This is a genomic window from Kurthia sp. YJT4, assembly GCF_030219945.1.
Classification (GTDB): Bacteria; Bacillota; Bacilli; order Bacillales_A; family Planococcaceae; genus Kurthia; species Kurthia gibsonii.
Genome location: NZ_CP126689.1, coordinates 35,001 through 52,034 on the forward strand (window position 1 = coordinate 35,001; position 17,034 = coordinate 52,034).

Consider the following 17,034-nt stretch of genomic DNA (forward strand, 5'->3'; position numbering starts at 1 on the left):
TCACACCCGTTCCCATGCCGAACACGGAAGTTAAGCTCTTTAGCGCCGATGGTAGTTGGGGGTTTCCCCCTGTGAGAGTAGGACGTTGCTATGCAAACTAAAGTAATCACTCGTCTGAGTGGTTATTTTTTTATTTTCAAAAAGGGGAAACCCTGAAAAGATTTAAGGAGGATTGCCAAAGTACACGACATCCAGATCGCCAAAAACGCGACGTCCTGTCGCAAAGGCGATCCATCTACATCCATGTACAAGGCAAAGTCAATCCGCATCGCATCCAGCGACGCGCCTGTGAGAGTAGGACGTTGCTATGCAAGCTAAGATAATCAATCATTTGAGTGTTTGTTTTTTTGTGTTTTGAAATAGTAGTGTAATGAACAATTGCTTATCCAAGTTGATAGATAGTATTTTAAAAATCCTTATAATGACATTTTATTAACAGAAACATTACAAAGGTTTTATTTCGTGTTTAGTATGGTATTATATAAAGAACCAAGTAAGGAGTTGAATGTACATGAGAAAAAATTATCGTTGGATTGCAATCGCTGTAACAGTCATCTTTACTTTATTAAAACGTGCTAGAAAAGCTAAATGATCTCATTTAGCTTTTCTTTTTTGGTATAATAGATATTATTCGCTACAGAGGAGTTTACATAATATGAGTAAATCATTATTTATTACATTTGAAGGTCCAGAAGGTGCTGGTAAAACAACAATTTTAAAAAAAATTGTTGAAAGATTCCAAGAACAGGGAATAGATATACTAGCTACTCGTGAACCAGGTGGTAGTCATATTGCAGAGCAAATTCGTCAAGTTATTCTAAATCCAGCGCATACGGAAATGGATGCAAGAACAGAAGCTTTATTGTATGCAGCAGCTCGAAGTCAGCATTTTGCTGAAAAGATAGAACCAGCTTTAGCAGAGGGCAAAATTGTTTTATGTGATCGTTTTATTGACTCTTCCTTAGCTTATCAAGGTGTAGGTCGTTCTTTAGGTATTAATGAAGTATATGATATTAACGTATTCGCAATTGGTAATAAGATGCCAGATTGTACAATTTTATTTGATTTAGAACCTGAAGTTGGTTTAGCACGTATTCATGCGCATTCAGAACGTGAAATTAATCGTTTAGATGTTGAAAGTTTAGCCTTCCATCATAGTGTGCGTGAAGCGTATTTACAACTAGCTAATAAGTATTCAGAACGCATTCAAATTGTTGATGCAAATCGTCCAATTGAAGTGGTCGTTGAAGATGTATGGCGTATTTTACAAACATCTATAGCAAAGTAAAGGTCGTAAAATAATTCTTATGTTATAATTTAAAGAAAGAATCAATACCTAGTGAGGTGGATACGAATGAAATTAGTGGTAGCAGTAGTGCAAGACCAAGATAGCAATCGACTTTCCAATGCTTTAACGAAATATGATTTTCGTGCAACGAAGTTAGCCAGTACAGGTGGATTTCTTCGTTCTGGAAATACAACATTTTTAATAGGTACAGAAGATTCATTAGTTCCAAAAGTTTTAGATGTCATTCGAGAAAATTGTCGTGCAAGAGATCAAATGGTTGCACCAATTTCTCCAATGGGTGGTAATGCAGATTCATACATTCCTTACCCAGTAGAAGTAGAAGTTGGTGGAGCAACAGTATTCGTTCTACCAATTGAACAGTTCCATCATTTCTAGAGTGGAGGCGTTCGTCTTTGAAGATTAATCAAGATCTTCGAATCGGTAATAACCAAGCAAGAAAACCTTTGCCTATGCAGCAACCTAATACCCGTTTTGGTGATATGGTTGTTTCACAAGGTCAAAAAATGCAAACTGAGCAAATTACAAGGTTATTAGGCGATATTTCAACAGCAGGAGATCGTATAGCAAAGTCGCGTAATTTAAGAGATTTAGCAAAATTTAAAATGCTTGTAAAACGTTTTTTGAAAGAAGCTGTATCCTATGGTATGGAATTAAAACAATCTCATACATGGAATCGCTTCGGAGAAGGAAGACGTTTGAAAATTGTTGATACAATTGATGAAAAATTAGTTGAGTTAACAGAAGATATGTTAGATGAAGAAAAAAGTTCAGTTGATTTATTAGCTAAGATTGGTGAAATTAAAGGTTTATTAATTAACTTATACACGTAGCTCCCGTGTTTTTCGGTAGGACCGGAACACGGGTTTTTTAAAAGAGGTGAAATGATGCAAGTCGATTTAACAATGTTGGAACAGACTCAACCATATGTTTTAAAACAACTTCAAACAATTTTTGACCATCAAAAAGTAGGGCATGCCTATATTTTTGAAGGAACTAGAGGTTCTTTAGTAGAGGAAATGATGTTCTATTTTACGGAATTGTTACTTTGTGAACATCCAAATGGTCATGTTCCATGTGAAACATGCAGAAGTTGTGTGCGACTGCAATCAGGAAACCATCTGAATTTTCATGAAGTTTTTCCAGAAGGGCAGTTTATTAAGGTAGATGCAATTGAACGTTTACTAGATGAATTAAGTAAAAAAGGTGTCGAAGAAGGCAGAAAAATTTATGTAATTCATGATGCAGAACGTTTGAACGTAAAATCAGCTAATAAACTTTTAAAATATTTAGAAGAGCCGGATGGTACAGTCACAGCAATTTTTTTAACGAATAATATAAATGCGATTATTCCTACAATTCGTTCGCGCTGTCAGCAGATTAAATTCCAGCCAGCCTCTAAAAAACTTCTAGTAAAACAACTACAAGAACACCAAGTTACATATTCAAGTGCATCGACGTTAAGTATGATTACAGCTAATTTAGATGAGGCACTTCGTTTATCAAATGATGATGCGTTTGCACATGCAAGAAAAACAGTGTTAAAATTGGTAGAGGCAGTTTCAAAAAATGTACATGAGTCATTGTTAGTTGTACATGAAGAATGGTTGCCTGCCTTTAAAGAAAAAGAGCAGATGGAATTGGCATTAGACCTACTATTATTTGCAATTCGTGATATAGTAGCAATAAAGGCAAACCCAGAGGCAGAGCTAACTTACCCAGATCAAAAACAGTTGTGGAGTACGCTAGCTTTACGTTCATCGTATCAGCATTTATCTGTACAGTTGGAAGCCGTCCTACGTGCACGTCAACAGCTACAGAGTAATATGAATCGAACGTTGCTGATGGAGCAGTTAATGCTGAACCTTCAGGAGGGGAAATCCTTTGTATAAAGTTGTCGGTGTCCGCTTTAAGAAAGCGGGTAAAATATATTATTTTGACCCTGGTGCTTATCAAATCGAAAAAAATGATTATGTAATTGTAGAAACAGCAAGAGGCGTTGAGTATGGTAAGATTGTTGTGCCAATTCGCGAGGTAGGGGAAGATGATGTCGTACTTCCTTTAAAACAAGTGGTTCGACCAGCTGATGAACAAGATCGTTTTCAAGTAGAGGAGAACACAAGGGATTCAAGAAAAGCATTTGATTTAGCCACTGAAAAAATTGTGGAGCATCAATTAGATATGAAGCTTGTTGACGTTGAATATACGTTTGACCGCAATAAAATTATCTTTTATTTTACAGCGGAAGGTCGTGTTGATTTCCGTGAACTTGTAAAAGATTTAGCAGCTGTTTTCCGTACACGAATTGAATTAAGACAAATTGGTGTGCGTGATGAAGCAAAAATGTTGGGTGGTATCGGTCCCTGTGGTCGTATGTTATGTTGTTCAACATTCTTAGGCGATTTTGAGCCTGTTTCAATTAAGATGGCAAAAGATCAAAATTTATCATTAAATCCAACAAAAATTTCAGGCTTATGTGGTCGTTTGATGTGTTGTTTAAAATATGAAAACGATGAATACGAAGAAGTTCGTGAAAAAATGCCTGATATCGGTTATACAGTAAATACACCCGATGGAAAAGGGAAAGTAGTTGGCTTAAATATTCTTGAGAGAATGTTACAAATTGAATTATTTGAGCATAAACGTGTTTTAGATTACACATTGGACGAAATTTTACAAAGTATGGGTAAGAGCGTTCAATAGATCAATAATGAGGTGGCTTGAGTGAAGGACCGTAATTTTTTAGATACTGTTATGGAGTTCGAACAGCAGCTTGAGTTGATGCAAAAGCAATTTGAGGTCTTGAAAAATTCAGTAGCATCGATGATGGAGGAGCATCAAGCGCTCCAAATGGATAATCATCACCTACGTACAAGATTAGAAAAGGTTCTAGCGAGTAACGAATCCATTGAGATTCAAGAGAAGCCAGATCGTACAAAGAAAGAACTTTTTGATATTGGAGAGGGTTATGATAACTTAGCTCGTCTGTATCAAGAGGGTTATCATGTTTGTTCGTTAAATTTTGGAAGCTCAAGAAAAGGCGAAGAATGTTTATTCTGTCTTACGTTTTTTGATAAAAAAGGTGAGAAGCAAAACGGCTAAAAGACTGATTCCACATGTATGTGTGGCTCAGTCTTTTGCTATGTTGGAGGGATATTAAAGTATGGAAGAATGGTTAAAAGATGATGAGAGGTTAGATTATTTATTAGCAGAGGAATTGCGTATTATTCAGAGTCCGTCTGTTTTTTCATTCTCTTTAGATGCAGTTTTACTATCACAATTTGTGAATGTTCCACATCATAAAGGAAGTATAATTGATTTATGTGCTGGAAATGGAGCGATTCCTTTATTTTTAAGTAAACGAACAAAAGCGCATATCACAGCAGTAGAATTACAAGAAAAACTAGTAGATATGGCGACGCGTAGTGTTCAATATAACAAACTAGAAAATCAAATTAAAATCATGCAAGGTGATGTTAAAACAATCAGTGGTGTATTAGGAGTCGAAAAACATGATATTGTGACATGTAATCCACCTTATTTTTTAGCGCATGAAGCAAGTGATAAAAATTTAAAAGAGCATGTCGCAATCGCACGTCATGAAATTCATTTGAAATTAGATGAGATGATTTATACAACAGGAAAGTTATTAAAGCAAGGTGGTAAGGCAGCATTTGTACATCGGCCAGGACGTTTATTAGATATTGTGACAGCTATGCGTGCAAATCGAATTGAGCCAAAACGCATTCAGTTCGTCTATCCAAAACAAGGGAAAGAAGCCAATACACTTTTAATAGAAGGAATCAAAGATGGAAAACCAGATTTAAAAATTCTACCTCCTCTTTATGTATATGATGAGAATGGGGAATATACAAAAGAAGTACATGAGATGCTATATGGAAAAGAGTCTTAACCATTGTATGTATGTACTTCGTTGTGCAGATGGTACGTATTATACAGGTTATACCAATCGTTTAGAGCAGAGAATTAAAACACACAATGCAGGAAAAGGGGCGAAGTATACGCGATGTCGCTTGCCTGTGGAATGTATGTATTATGAAGTTTTTGAAACAAAGTCAGAAGCGATGTCTGCTGAGTATTATTTTAAAAAGAAAAGTAGATTAGAAAAAATAAAATATATGCGAGAAAGAGGTGTCGAATTTGATTCAGACACAGATGAGTAGCCAATACGAAAAAGGTCCATGTCTTTATTTAGTAGCTACACCGATTGGAAATTTAGAAGATATCACAATGCGCGCAATTCGTATTTTAAAAGAAGCAGATTACATTGCAGCAGAAGATACACGTAATACGAAAAAGTTATGTAATTACTTTGAAATCGACACACCACTTATTAGTTATCACGACCATAATCAAGAAGTTGGTGGTGAAAAGTTATTACAATTACTACGTGATGGAAAGACGATTGCACTTGTAAGTGATGCTGGTTTACCTGCAATTTCAGATCCAGGAGCAGATATTGCAATGAAAGCAATTCAAGAAGATTTTGCAGTTGTGCCACTTCCAGGTGCAAATGCAGCAATTACAGCGCTTATTGCTTCGGGATTACCAACACAACCTTTTTATTTTCATGGATTTTTAAGTCGTTATAAAAAAGAACGTCGTGAGGGGCTAGAGACTTTACGTAATAAGCAAGAGACTATTTTGTTTTATGAAGCACCACATCGTTTAAAAGAGATGTTAAAAGATGTTCAACTTGTTTTAGGGAATCGTCAAATTGTATTAGCTCGTGAACTGACAAAGAAATTTGAAGAATTTATTCGTGGAACAGTAGAAGAAGCACTTGAATGGGCAAATACGAATGAAGTACGCGGCGAGTTTGTAGTTATAATAGAAGGAACTCAAGAAGAAATTGTAGAAGAAGCTGCAACTTGGGAAGCTTTATCGATTAAAGAGCATGTACAACAATTAATAGATGAACAAGCAATGAGCTCAAAAGAGGCGATTAAAGAAGTATCAAAATTACGCAAGTTATCAAAGCGTGAAGTGTACCAAGAGTATCATATAGAAGCATAAAGAAGAAAAGCCCTATGAAACGGCGAAATTTCATAAGGGCTTTTCTATATATTATAGATCACATATTAAAACAAGGTTAGGTTTATGGTTTAATAAATCGTTACTCTACACTACTGAAATGATTATTTTGAAATTTTAGATTGAATTTCTTTTACTAAAATTTGTGCGCCTTCTGGGCTAAGAATTAAGTTACCGCCAGCAAGACGGAAGTTATCATCTGATACTTCACCTGTTACCATGCAAGTCATGTTAGGCATATATTTTTTTAAGATGATTTTATCATCATCAACATAAATTTCTAAAGCGTCCTTCTCTGCAATACCTAATGTGCGGCGAAGTTCGATCGGAATAACCACGCGGCCTAGTTCATCAACTTTACGTACAATACCTGTAGATTTCATTAATAATCTACCTCCTAATTTAAATTTTATATATTATATATTTCGTCAAAATTCGACATTAATTCTTCATCTGTGACTTATCATACCAACTAATTACATATACGTCAATTATTTTACCTGATTATTTTAATATTTTTTTGAAAAAAAATCCATTTTACAAGTGAAATAAGCATATGTTTTTGATTTAAATAGCCAAAACGTGTTGAAAAATACAGTTTTCACGTCTGAAATAGTGTTTTAAAGTTAAAGTATTTTTTTCGACAAAATAAGACAAAAAGACAAATTTCGCTTTTACTAAGATTTACAAAAATGTTGAACTACAGATAAATACCCTGAATTCAAGGGAATTAAGCTGGATTCTTTTTCTGTTAGAAAATAAGTCTTGTAGAGTTCACTTGAAAGGAGTAGGGTACTCCTATAAAATAAGGTTTAAACAAATTAGACAATGGAGGAAGTTTTCGTGAATAATGAAAAGAAAACGTTCTATATAACTACACCTATTTATTACCCGAGTGGTCGTTTCCATATCGGTACAGCTTATACAACAGTAGCAGCAGATACAATGGCTCGCTATAAAAGATTAAGAGGCTTCGATGTTCGTTTCCAAACAGGAATGGATGAGCATGGTCAAAAGATTCAAGAAAAAGCACAAGAAGCAAATAAATCACCTAAAGATTATGTAGACGAGATTGCGGCGTCTGCAAAAGAACTTTGGAAGATGATGGACATCTCGTATGATGACTTCATTCAAACAACAGAAAAACGTCATACTGAAGCGGTTGAGAAAATTTTCCAAAAGTTTTTAGATAATGGCGATATTTATAAAGGTGAATATGAAGGATGGTACTGTACGCCTTGTGAATCATTCTTTACAGAAATGCAATTAGTAGATGGCAACTGTCCAGATTGTGGTCGCCCAGTAAATAAAGTAAAAGAAGAATCATACTTCTTTAATATGAAGAAGTATGCGGATCGATTATTACAATACTATGAAGCAAATCCAGAATTCATTGAGCCAGAATCACGCAAAAATGAAATGGTAAATAACTTCATCAAACCAGGACTAGAAGATTTATCTGTATCACGTGCTTCATTCGACTGGGGTATTCGTGTTCCTGGAGACCCACGTCACGTTATTTACGTATGGGTAGATGCACTAACAAACTATATTACAACTTTAGGATATCCAACAGATGAGAATGGTGACTTCAGTAAATACTGGCCAGCAGACGTACATGTAGTAGGTAAGGATATCGTGCGATTCCACACAATTTACTGGCCAATCTTCTTAATGGCACTAGATTTACCATTACCGAGAAAAGTATTTGCGCATGGTTTCATTATGATGAAAGACGGCAAAATGTCTAAATCAAAAGGAAATGTTGTGTATCCTGAAATGTTAATTGAACGTTATGGACTTGATGCAACACGTTATTTCTTATTGCGTGAGTTACCATTCGGTTCAGATGGCGTATTCTCTCCAGAATCATTCGTAGAGCGTACAAACTTTGATTTAGCCAATGACTTAGGAAACTTATTAAACCGTACAATTTCGATGATGAATAAATACTTCGATGGTGTGATTCCAACAGAAAATTTACAAGCCACTGAATTTGATGCTGCATTACAAGCACAAGCAGATGAAACGATTGCGAAGTACGAAAAAAATATGGATCAAATGCAATTTAGCGTCGTGTTATCGGATGTTTGGGCACTTGTATCACGTACAAATAAATATATTGATGAAACATCACCTTGGGTTCTTGCAAAAGATGAAGCTTTAAAACCACAGCTTGCAATGGTTATGTATAATTTAGCAGAGAATTTACGTCGTGTGGCAGTATTATTACAACCATTCATGACAAAATCACCTGTGGAAATTATTCGTCAATTAGGCTTATCAACAGATGTACTGGCTTGGGAGACATTAACACAAACGCATGTTATTCCAGCAGGTACAAAAGTGATTGAAAAAGGTGAACCAATCTTCCCTCGTCTTGAACAAGAGGTAGAAGTAGAATATATTCGTGAACAAATGAGAGGTTCTGTTAAAACATTAGAAGTAACAGAAGAAGCAGATGTCTATGATGAAGAAGCACCTGAAATCTCAATTGATGATTTTATGAAAGTAGATTTACGTGTAGCAACAGTAACTGCAGCAGAAAAAATGCCAAAAGCAGACAAGTTAATGAAGTTACAAGTAGATTTAGGTTATGAACAACGTCAAGTTGTATCGGGGATTGCAAAATTCTATACAGCTGAAGAATTAGTTGGACGAAAAGTGATTGTTGTTGCAAACTTAAAACCTGTGAAACTTCGTGGTGAATTATCACAAGGAATGATTTTAGCAGGAAGTAAAGATGACGTACTTGTTTTAGCTAGTGTAGATGAAAAATTAGCAAATGGTGCAAAAGTAAAATAAGAAAATACAAAAACTGGAGATGATTTTATAACATTTCCAGTTTTTTTATGAAAAAACATTCTTTTTTATTTGGTAATTATAGAAAAAGTTAGAATTTCATGATAGTTAAATTTACTACTTAAACACTATTTAAAGAGGACTAATTCCAATTTAATATGCAATTAGTATTATATTAATAAATTTTAAATTGGAAAAATTAATTTATGTAATAAATTTGTAATATACAGGTTATATATGAAATATTAAAACGGATAAAATAAGTACAGTGAAGGAGGAAGCCATGATGTTAATGGATACACATGTGCACCTAAACGCAGAACAATATGACGAAGACATAACAGAAGTAATTCAACGAGCTTTGGATGCGAATGTTCAAAAAATGATTGTAGTCGGATTTGATCGTCCGACTATTACGCGCGCCATGGAGTTAGTTGAAGAATACAAATTTTTATACGCAGCAATTGGTTGGCATCCAGTCGATGCAATTGATTGCACAGACGAAGATTTGCAGTGGATTGAAACACTTGCCACGCATCCAAAAGTGGTTGCCATTGGTGAAACTGGACTGGATTATCATTGGGATAAATCACCGAAGGATGTTCAAAAAGAGATCTTCCGAAAACAAATTGCTCTAGCAAAAAGAGTAAAACTACCGATTGTCATCCATAACCGTGATGCAACAGAAGATTGTATTTCAATCTTGGATGAAGAAAATGCGAAAGAAGTCGGTGGTGTTATGCATAGTTTTAGTGGAAGCGTGGAAACAGCCGAATTTTGTATTAATAAACTTAATTTTATTATCAGTTTAGGCGGTCCTGTTACATTTAAAAATGCGAAAACACCGAAAAAAGTTGCTGAAGAAATTCCGCTGAAATACATCATGTTAGAAACAGATGCACCATATCTTACACCACATCCATATCGTGGTAAGAGAAATGAGCCTTCTTACATCCCTCTCATTGCAGAGCAAATCGCAGCATTGAAAGGCATTACAGTGGAAGAAGTAGCGAAAATTACAACAGAGAATGCACATCGTCTTTTTTATAAAATTAAGTAGAAAGCCCTAATTTCCTTATGAACTCAAATGATTGATTCTACAGGATTTGTTAAAAATAGGTATTTTTTCTACTATTGACAGTCCAAAAAAGAGTCTTTATAATCCAACGAGTGAATAAGGAGGTATTTTCATGTCAAATCATTCCATGAAAAAACTGTTCCCGGAATCATTAAAAAATTCGAAAGTGAAAATTGTTTTTACAACTCTTTCACTGATGATTGCGTTTGTAGTAGCTGCAGTATTTGGCTCTACAACTAACGAACAGGCAAGTAACACAGAAGCGAAATCAACGACTTCAAATACATCAGTAGATGCAAATCGTTTTGCAGGTGAAAAAATTGCAACAGTCGCATCTAAGAAATACAGAACAACAGCAGCATTAAATATGCGTAAAGGTGCAAGTACAAAATATAAGCGCATTGCGGTATTACCAAAAGGTGCTACAGTCACATATGTAAGTAAAAAAGGTGGCTGGTATAAAGTTTCGTACAAAGGTAAAAAAGGTTATGTATCATCAAAATATTTAAGCCGTACGAAAAAAGCATCAGGTTCAAATTATAGTTCAGGTCGTACAATGTATGTAGAAGCAACAGCCTATACAGCATATTGCTACGGATGTTCAGGTATTACAGCGACAGGTATCAACTTACGTAAAAATCCGAATAGGAAAGTAATCGCAGTTGATCCTCGTGTCATTCCTTTAGGTTCTAAAGTATATGTACAAGGTTATGGTGTAGCGATTGCAGGAGATACAGGTGGCGCAATTCGCGGTAACCGTATTGATGTATTCTTAAAATCAAAAACAGCGATGCGTAACTGGGGTCGCCGTACAGTGAAAATTACTGTATTATAAATAATAAAGAGGGAAGCATAGATATAATATGCCCCCTCTTTTTTTTCGAGAAAAACGCATATTTTCACTATAGTTCAACTTCGTGTATAATAGGAATATTGCAAACTGAGATGAAAAGAGGATTTGAACGTACGTGAAAATCAAAGAAGTCATTGTAGTAGAAGGAAAAGACGATACAACAGCGATTCGAAAAGCAGTAGAGGCTGATACGATTGAAACAAATGGTTCAGCTATTTCAAAAGAATGTTTAGAAAGGATTCAACATGCGCATGAAGTAAGAGGCGTGATTGTTTTAACGGATCCAGACTATCCAGGTCGTCGTATTCGCGCTTTAATCGAACAACAGATTCCAAATGTTAAACACGCTTTTTTACCTAAAAAACAAACGATTGCGAAGAATGGCAAAGGGTTGGGGATTGAACATGCTAGTCCTGAAGACATTAGAACAGCTTTGCAAAACGTTTATACAGTTGCAGATGATAAGTTTGTTTCGACAATTACATTAGAGGATTTAATCGCAGCTCAATTATTATCACATCCAGCTGCCAAAAAGCGTCGTGAACGTTTAGGTGAACTTTTAAATATTGGTCCAACGAATGGAAAACAACTAGTAAAAAGACTAGAAATGTTCCAAATCACAGAAGAACAGTTTGGTGCAGCAATTGCACAAATGAATCAGGAGGAAAAACATGCATAAAGATATTGCGACACCCGTTCGCACACAGGAGATTTTAAAAAAGTATGGCTTTTCATTTAAAAAGAGTTTAGGGCAGAACTTTTTAATCGATCCAAATATTTTAAGAAACATTGTAGGACATGCAGATTTAACGAAGGATAGCGCAGCCATTGAGGTGGGTCCTGGGATCGGTGCTTTAACAGAACACTTAGCACGCCAAGCAGGTAAAGTGGTATCATTTGAGATTGACCAGCGTCTATTACCTGTATTAGAAGATACACTTTCTCCATACGATAATGTCGAAATCATTCATTCAGACATTTTAAAAGCAAATGTAAAAGAAGTGATTGATACACAATTAGCAGGTTATGAGGATATTATGGTTGTAGCGAACTTACCATACTATGTAACAACACCAATTCTTATGAAATTATTAATGGAAGGTCTACCGTTACGCGGAATGGTTGTCATGATGCAAAAAGAAGTAGCAGACCGTATTTCTGCAAAACCAGGTACAAAAGCGTATGGTTCACTTTCAATCGCTGTACAGTATTATATGCAAGCTGAGATTGCGATGATTGTACCGAAAACGGTATTTATGCCACAACCGAATGTTGACTCGGCTGTATTGCGTCTGATTCGTCATGATGCACCACCTGTACAAGTAAAGGATGAGGACTTCTTCTTTACAGTTACGAAAGCTGCATTTGCACAACGTCGTAAAACGCTATTGAATAATTTACAATCGCAATTGCCAAATGGAAAAGCACGCAAAGAAGAAATTTTAGTTGCGCTTGAAGAAGCAGGTATTGAGCCGACAAGACGCGGTGAAACCTTATCAATAGAAGAATTTGGGAAGTTGTCAGACCATTTGTTACCAATTTTTCATTCTTAGAAAAAAATATAGAAAATCATATAAAAAAGAATTGACATAAGAATTGCTGCTTGATAAAATATTTATTTATGTATTGACAAACGTAGGTATTTTTGCTATGCTTGTATCTAGTGAGGTGTAAGCGAAATGCCAAAAACATTAGCCGACATTAAAAAGTCGTTAGATTGTCATTTGGGTAAACGTCTGCAATTAAGAGCAAACGGTGGACGCAAGAAGACCATTGAGCGCGTTGGAACATTACGTGAGACTTATCGCGCAGTATTTGTAGTGGACTTAGATCAAGATGAAAATGCGTTTGAACGCGTTTCATACAGCTATACAGATATTTTGACAGAGGCAGTAGAAATTACATTCGATGAAGAACCTAAAACTGCAGTAATTGATTAGTATTTATAATTTTTATGATTTTTTGAACACTTATCTTATAACTAGATAAGTGTTTTTGTTATGACAAATTTCTAACTCTCCTACTTATGTGGTAGTTATGATAAAATATAAAACAGTAATCAATTGAGCGAAATTCGCAACAAGGAAAGAAGTGGAGGATCTTTATATGCTTTATGTAAAAGCACCCGCTAAGATTAACTTAACATTAGATGTTTTAAATAAGCGTCCTGATGGCTATCATGAGGTAGAAATGATTATGACAACGGTAGATTTAGCCGATCGTATTGGACTAGAATTACGTGAAGATGATGGGATTCATATTTATTCTTCAAATAACTTTGTACCAAATGACCATCGCAATCTAGCTTATCAAGCAGCAGCTATTTTAAAAGAGCGTTTTAATATTCAAGAAGGCGTAAATATTACAATTGATAAACAAGTACCGATTGCGGCTGGTTTAGCTGGTGGTAGTAGTGACGCAGCAGCTACATTAAAAGGTTTAAATGATTTATGGAATTTACAGCTTACATTAGATGAAATTGCAGAAATCGGTTCAGAAATTGGCTCAGATGTTCCATATTGTGTATATGGGGGGACAGCTATTGCAAGAGGTCGTGGTGAAAAGATTGAGCATATTGAGGCACCACCGAATTGTTGGGTTGTATTAGCGAAGCCATCAATTGGCGTTTCAACAGGTTCAGTATATGGTGGTTTACAATTAGATTCGATTGAGCATCCAGATACACAGAGAATGAGGGATGCGATTGCAAATGGTAGTTATGAGGAAATGTGCGCGAGTGTGGGGAATGTTTTAGAGAGCGTTACATTAAAGCTTCATCCAGAAGTATCGAGCATTAAGGAACAAATGAAGCGTTTTGGTGCAGATGCGGTATTGATGAGTGGAAGTGGCCCGACAGTATTCGGACTTGTATCAAATGAAACGCGTACAACACGCATTGTAAATGGTTTAAGAGGTTTTTGTGACGAAGTATATGCGATACGAATGTTAGGCGAACGCGAGTTGCTTGATTAAAGGCGTATGTTTATGGTAAATTTTGTATAGAATATTCGTGTTCAGGAGTGAATCACATGAAATGGAAGCGTAGTGAGCGTCTTGTAGATATGACGCATTATTTAATGGAGCATCCACAACAATTAATTCCACTTACTTTCTTTGCGGAATCATATCAATCAGCTAAATCTTCAATTAGTGAAGACTTATCGATTGTGAAAGAAACGTTTGAAGAAAGAGGAATTGGTTTATTGGTAACTGTTCCAGGAGCAGCTGGTGGCGTAAAGTATATTCCAAAAGTGCCGGATACTGCAGTGAAGAAGATTATTGAAGAATTAAAACAAGAATTAGGGCATTCGGATCGTTTATTACCGGGTGGCTATCTGTTTATGACAGATTTATTGGGCAATCCAGATTTGATGAATCGTGTAGGAAAAGTATTTGCATCTGCATTTTGTGACCAAAAAATCGATGTTATTATGACAGTAGCAACAAAAGGTATTTCGATTGCTCATGCAATTGCACGACACTTGAACGTACCTGTTGTTGTCGTACGACGCGATAATAAGGTAACAGAAGGTTCTACCGTAAGTATTAACTATGTGTCAGGGTCTTCTCGTCGTATTCAAACGATGGTATTATCAAAACGTAGTATGCAAAGCGGTCAACGCGTACTTATTACAGACGACTTCATGAAAGTTGGCGGTACGATGAATGGTATGAAGAATCTTTTAGAAGAATTCGACTGTACATTAGCAGGGTGTGCTGTGTTAGTTGAAGCAGAGCATCCAGATGAGCGTCTAGTCGACGATTACTATTCACTTGTGAAGCTAAAAGAAGTGAACGAAAAAGACCGTACAATTGTTTTAACAGAGGGAAATTACTTTACGAAGGGTGGAAATTAGGGTGAAAGAAGTTTCGACAGCAAAGGCTCCAGCAGCGATTGGACCATATGTACAAGGTATGATTGTAAACAATATGTTTTACAGTTCAGGTCAAATTCCATTGACTGCAGAAGGTGTTATGGTTGAAGGTGACATTGTCGCACAAACACAACAAGTTTTTGAAAATTTAAAAGCTGTACTTGCAGAGGCGGGTACATCATTAGATCGTGTTGTGAAAACAACTGTTTTTATGGCAGACATGAATGATTTTGCAGAAATGAACGTGATTTATGCAAACTATTTTGGAGAGCATAAGCCAGCACGTAGCGCAGTAGAAGTAGCACGCCTACCAAAAGATGCGCGCATTGAAATTGAAGTAATCGCATTAGTATAATCTTATAAAATAAAGCACTTCTTAGTATTCTTTTATACTAAGAGGTGTTTTTTGATTTAAAAAAACAAATAAATGAACTTTTCGACATATATTTCTTTTATACATAAAATAAATTCTAAAAATTTAAAAAAAATAAGAAGGAATTGGGTAATTTTTGAAGAATAAAGAAAGTGGATAGGATTAGTTATGCAACTAAGATGAGAGGTGGTGAAAAAATGGAAGTTACAGACGTGAGATTGCGCCGTGTTCAAACAGACGGTCGTATGAGAGCAATCGCTTCCATCACACTGGACAACGAATTCGTCGTACATGATATTCGTGTAATCGATGGGAATACAGGGTTATTCGTAGCAATGCCAAGTAAACGTACGCCAGATGGTGAGTTCCGAGATATTGCACATCCAATTAACTCTGGTACAAGAACAAAGATTCAAGAATCAGTGTTAAAAGCTTACGAGGAATCAAGCGAGGAAGAAGCTGTTGTACTAAATGAAGTCGAAGTTGAAGTATAAGACGTAAGCGCGGAGCCACCTAATTCACCATAGGCAGGCTCTTTTTTTATGGGGAAAATAATAAAGAGATTTCGGTATGTCAAACGACCGAAATCTCTTTAATTTATGTGTTTTGTAACATGCGTTCTAGCGACTGTAAGGCATATTTCGTTGTTTCATCATCTACTGTAATTTGATGCATCGTCTCACCTGCCACGACTTGATCTAATTGCCAAAGTAGATGCGGTAAGTCAATTCGGTTCATTGTTAAACAAGGACACATGTTTTCGTTCAATGAGATGATGTGACGTTCTGGATATTGTTTGATGATTCGTTTGACTAAATTCATCTCTGTTCCAATTGCGAAACTTATATGGGGATCAGCCTGTGCAATTGTATCAATAATGTATTTTGTCGAACCGGCATCATCGGAAGCTTGTACGACTTCATGGCTGCATTCTGGATGAACAATTACTTTCATATCAGGATAATTTTCGCGTACTTGTTCAATATGTTGAACAGTAAAACCTTCATGTACAGAGCAATGCCCTTTCCATAAGATGACACGTATATCTTGTTTGTCGCCTTCAAAAACTAACGCACGTTTAATCGGGTCCCAAATTGCCATTTGTTCTAATGGAATACCCAAGTCGAACGCAGTATTTCGACCAAGATGTTGATCTGGTAAAAAGAATAGACGTTGTTTTTGTGTAAATGCCCATTCGACCATTTTTTTAGCATTTGAAGAAGTCACACAAGCTCCACCGTGACGACCTGTAAATTCTTTAATGGCGGCAGTTGAGTTCACATATGTTAATGGGATAATCGTATCATCAAAAATCTCCTGTAAAACATCCCAAGCCTGTTCGGTTTGATGAATGTTTGCCATATCAGCCATTGAACATCCCGCGCGTAAATCCGGTAGGTAAACACGCTGATGTGCTGACGTCAACATGTCAGCTGTTTCTGCCATAAAATGTACGCCGCAAAAGACAATATGCTCCGCTTCGGTATTTGCTGCACATATTTGAGCTAGTTGTAAAGAATCTCCTGTCACATCAGCAAACTGAATTACTTCGTCTTTTTGATAATGATGCCCTGGAATTAAAAGCTTTGTACCAAGTTCTTTTTTAATTTTATGAATACGATTTTCAATTTCTACAGTTGATAAAGTTAAATATGTTTCCGGTATTTTTGAGATTTGTGTTAATAAATTCAC

21 protein-coding genes and 1 rRNA gene (1 of these 22 cut by a window edge) are annotated in these 17,034 nt (G+C 35.9%); 20 read left to right on the plus strand and 2 right to left on the minus strand.

From position 1 onward, the window contains the following. The 10 genes from rrf to rsmI form a co-directional block, all read left to right on the plus strand. A 5S ribosomal RNA gene (gene rrf / locus QN089_RS00155) occupies positions 1-94 on the plus strand; it begins 22 nt to the left of the window's first position. Positions 95-655: 561 nt separating this feature from the next. Further along, positions 656-1,288, plus strand: coding sequence for a dTMP kinase (tmk, locus tag QN089_RS00160; protein WP_087682564.1), 633 nt, complete (start codon positions 656-658; stop codon positions 1,286-1,288). A gap of 66 nt (positions 1,289-1,354) precedes the next feature. After that, positions 1,355-1,684: a cyclic-di-AMP receptor gene (locus tag QN089_RS00165; RefSeq protein ID WP_068456806.1), complete on the plus strand. Its 330-nt coding sequence runs from the start codon at positions 1,355-1,357 to the stop codon at positions 1,682-1,684. 17 nt (positions 1,685-1,701) lie between these two features. Continuing rightward, complete coding sequence (locus QN089_RS00170; RefSeq protein WP_068456804.1) at positions 1,702-2,139, plus strand: YaaR family protein; 438 nt, start codon at positions 1,702-1,704, stop codon at positions 2,137-2,139. A gap of 54 nt (positions 2,140-2,193) precedes the next feature. After that, positions 2,194-3,198 (plus strand): DNA polymerase III subunit delta' C-terminal domain-containing protein, encoded by a 1,005-nt coding sequence (locus QN089_RS00175; RefSeq protein WP_285216395.1) that lies wholly within the window; start codon positions 2,194-2,196, stop codon positions 3,196-3,198. Continuing rightward, positions 3,191-4,009 (plus strand): PSP1 domain-containing protein, encoded by an 819-nt coding sequence (locus QN089_RS00180; protein ID WP_068456798.1) that lies wholly within the window; start codon positions 3,191-3,193, stop codon positions 4,007-4,009. The genes QN089_RS00175 and QN089_RS00180 overlap by 8 nt, the downstream gene beginning before the upstream one ends. 21 nt (positions 4,010-4,030) lie before the next feature. Then, entirely contained in the window at positions 4,031-4,408 is a 378-nt protein-coding gene (yabA, locus tag QN089_RS00185) for a DNA replication initiation control protein YabA (protein WP_068456793.1), read from the plus strand. Between the two features lie 61 nt (positions 4,409-4,469). Next, positions 4,470-5,219 (plus strand): tRNA1(Val) (adenine(37)-N6)-methyltransferase, encoded by a 750-nt coding sequence (locus QN089_RS00190; protein WP_285215684.1) that lies wholly within the window; start codon positions 4,470-4,472, stop codon positions 5,217-5,219. Further along, positions 5,203-5,490 (plus strand): GIY-YIG nuclease family protein, encoded by a 288-nt coding sequence (locus QN089_RS00195; protein ID WP_068456787.1) that lies wholly within the window; start codon positions 5,203-5,205, stop codon positions 5,488-5,490. The genes QN089_RS00190 and QN089_RS00195 overlap by 17 nt, the downstream gene beginning before the upstream one ends. After that, on the plus strand, positions 5,471-6,343 hold the full coding sequence (rsmI, locus tag QN089_RS00200) for a 16S rRNA (cytidine(1402)-2'-O)-methyltransferase (protein ID WP_068457602.1): 873 nt from the start codon (positions 5,471-5,473) through the stop codon (positions 6,341-6,343). Before QN089_RS00195 ends, rsmI begins: the two co-directional genes overlap by 20 nt. A 122-nt stretch (positions 6,344-6,465) precedes the next feature. Here the strand turns inward: rsmI and QN089_RS00205 are convergent, their stop codons facing one another. Beyond that, positions 6,466-6,744: a transition state genes transcriptional regulator AbrB gene (locus tag QN089_RS00205; RefSeq protein WP_068456783.1), complete on the minus strand. Its 279-nt coding sequence runs from the start codon at positions 6,742-6,744 to the stop codon at positions 6,466-6,468. A gap of 445 nt (positions 6,745-7,189) precedes the next feature. Here QN089_RS00205 and metG point away from each other — a divergent pair, with 445 nt between their 5' ends. From metG to spoVG, 10 genes are all read left to right on the plus strand, one after another. After that, a complete protein-coding gene (gene metG, locus QN089_RS00210) occupies positions 7,190-9,166 on the plus strand; it encodes a methionine--tRNA ligase (RefSeq protein ID WP_481810420.1) in 1,977 nt (658 codons plus the stop codon). Positions 9,167-9,449: 283 nt separating this feature from the next. Then, a complete protein-coding gene (locus QN089_RS00215) occupies positions 9,450-10,223 on the plus strand; it encodes a TatD family hydrolase (protein WP_285216396.1) in 774 nt (257 codons plus the stop codon). A gap of 130 nt (positions 10,224-10,353) precedes the next feature. After that, entirely contained in the window at positions 10,354-11,076 is a 723-nt protein-coding gene (locus QN089_RS16050; RefSeq protein ID WP_087682567.1) for a 3D domain-containing protein, read from the plus strand. A 133-nt stretch (positions 11,077-11,209) separates the two neighbouring features. Then, the gene (gene rnmV / locus QN089_RS00230; protein WP_068456771.1) at positions 11,210-11,773 is read left to right on the plus strand and encodes a ribonuclease M5; all 564 of its coding nucleotides are present in this window, start codon (positions 11,210-11,212) and stop codon (positions 11,771-11,773) included. Continuing rightward, positions 11,766-12,647 carry a 16S rRNA (adenine(1518)-N(6)/adenine(1519)-N(6))-dimethyltransferase RsmA gene (gene rsmA, locus QN089_RS00235; RefSeq protein ID WP_068456768.1) on the plus strand — a complete coding sequence of 294 codons (882 nt, stop codon included), beginning with the start codon at positions 11,766-11,768 and terminating at the stop codon, positions 12,645-12,647. Before rnmV ends, rsmA begins: the two co-directional genes overlap by 8 nt. A 126-nt stretch (positions 12,648-12,773) precedes the next feature. Beyond that, positions 12,774-13,034, plus strand: a complete 261-nt coding sequence (veg, locus tag QN089_RS00240; RefSeq protein WP_068456765.1) for a biofilm formation stimulator Veg — start codon at positions 12,774-12,776, stop codon at positions 13,032-13,034. Between the two features lie 166 nt (positions 13,035-13,200). Then, positions 13,201-14,067 carry a 4-(cytidine 5'-diphospho)-2-C-methyl-D-erythritol kinase gene (gene ispE, locus QN089_RS00245; protein WP_285215686.1) on the plus strand — a complete coding sequence of 289 codons (867 nt, stop codon included), beginning with the start codon at positions 13,201-13,203 and terminating at the stop codon, positions 14,065-14,067. Positions 14,068-14,123: 56 nt separating this feature from the next. Then, on the plus strand, positions 14,124-14,951 hold the full coding sequence (purR, locus tag QN089_RS00250) for a pur operon repressor (protein ID WP_068456758.1): 828 nt from the start codon (positions 14,124-14,126) through the stop codon (positions 14,949-14,951). 1 nt (position 14,952) lies between these two features. Continuing rightward, positions 14,953-15,324, plus strand: a complete 372-nt coding sequence (locus QN089_RS00255; protein ID WP_068456755.1) for a RidA family protein — start codon at positions 14,953-14,955, stop codon at positions 15,322-15,324. Positions 15,325-15,539: 215 nt separating this feature from the next. Next, positions 15,540-15,836 carry a septation regulator SpoVG gene (gene spoVG / locus QN089_RS00260; RefSeq protein WP_068456752.1) on the plus strand — a complete coding sequence of 99 codons (297 nt, stop codon included), beginning with the start codon at positions 15,540-15,542 and terminating at the stop codon, positions 15,834-15,836. 103 nt (positions 15,837-15,939) lie between these two features. On the opposite strand, the gene nadA is transcribed toward spoVG, so the two are convergent. Continuing rightward, complete coding sequence (gene nadA, locus QN089_RS00265) at positions 15,940-17,034, minus strand: quinolinate synthase NadA (RefSeq protein WP_285215687.1); 1,095 nt, start codon at positions 17,032-17,034, stop codon at positions 15,940-15,942.

What these genes read in the sequence shown, in the direction of transcription:
- veg (WP_068456765.1), top strand. Translation starts at nt 12,774, where the DNA reads ATGCCAAAAACATTAGCCGACATTAAAAAGTCGTTAGATTGTCATTTG.
- QN089_RS00215 (WP_285216396.1), top strand. Translation starts at nt 9,450, where the DNA reads ATGTTAATGGATACACATGTGCACCTAAACGCAGAACAATATGACGAA.
- QN089_RS16050 (WP_087682567.1), top strand. Translation starts at nt 10,354, where the DNA reads ATGTCAAATCATTCCATGAAAAAACTGTTCCCGGAATCATTAAAAAAT.
- ispE (WP_285215686.1), top strand. Translation starts at nt 13,201, where the DNA reads ATGCTTTATGTAAAAGCACCCGCTAAGATTAACTTAACATTAGATGTT.
- QN089_RS00190 (WP_285215684.1), top strand. Translation starts at nt 4,470, where the DNA reads ATGGAAGAATGGTTAAAAGATGATGAGAGGTTAGATTATTTATTAGCA.
- spoVG (WP_068456752.1), top strand. Translation starts at nt 15,540, where the DNA reads ATGGAAGTTACAGACGTGAGATTGCGCCGTGTTCAAACAGACGGTCGT.
- purR (WP_068456758.1), top strand. Translation starts at nt 14,124, where the DNA reads ATGAAATGGAAGCGTAGTGAGCGTCTTGTAGATATGACGCATTATTTA.
- tmk (WP_087682564.1), top strand. Translation starts at nt 656, where the DNA reads ATGAGTAAATCATTATTTATTACATTTGAAGGTCCAGAAGGTGCTGGT.
- metG (WP_481810420.1), top strand. Translation starts at nt 7,190, where the DNA reads ATGGAGGAAGTTTTCGTGAATAATGAAAAGAAAACGTTCTATATAACT.
- rsmA (WP_068456768.1), top strand. Translation starts at nt 11,766, where the DNA reads ATGCATAAAGATATTGCGACACCCGTTCGCACACAGGAGATTTTAAAA.
- QN089_RS00175 (WP_285216395.1), top strand. Translation starts at nt 2,194, where the DNA reads ATGCAAGTCGATTTAACAATGTTGGAACAGACTCAACCATATGTTTTA.
- QN089_RS00205 (WP_068456783.1), bottom strand. Translation starts at nt 6,744, where the DNA reads ATGAAATCTACAGGTATTGTACGTAAAGTTGATGAACTAGGCCGCGTG.
- QN089_RS00165 (WP_068456806.1), top strand. Translation starts at nt 1,355, where the DNA reads ATGAAATTAGTGGTAGCAGTAGTGCAAGACCAAGATAGCAATCGACTT.
- QN089_RS00195 (WP_068456787.1), top strand. Translation starts at nt 5,203, where the DNA reads ATGGAAAAGAGTCTTAACCATTGTATGTATGTACTTCGTTGTGCAGAT.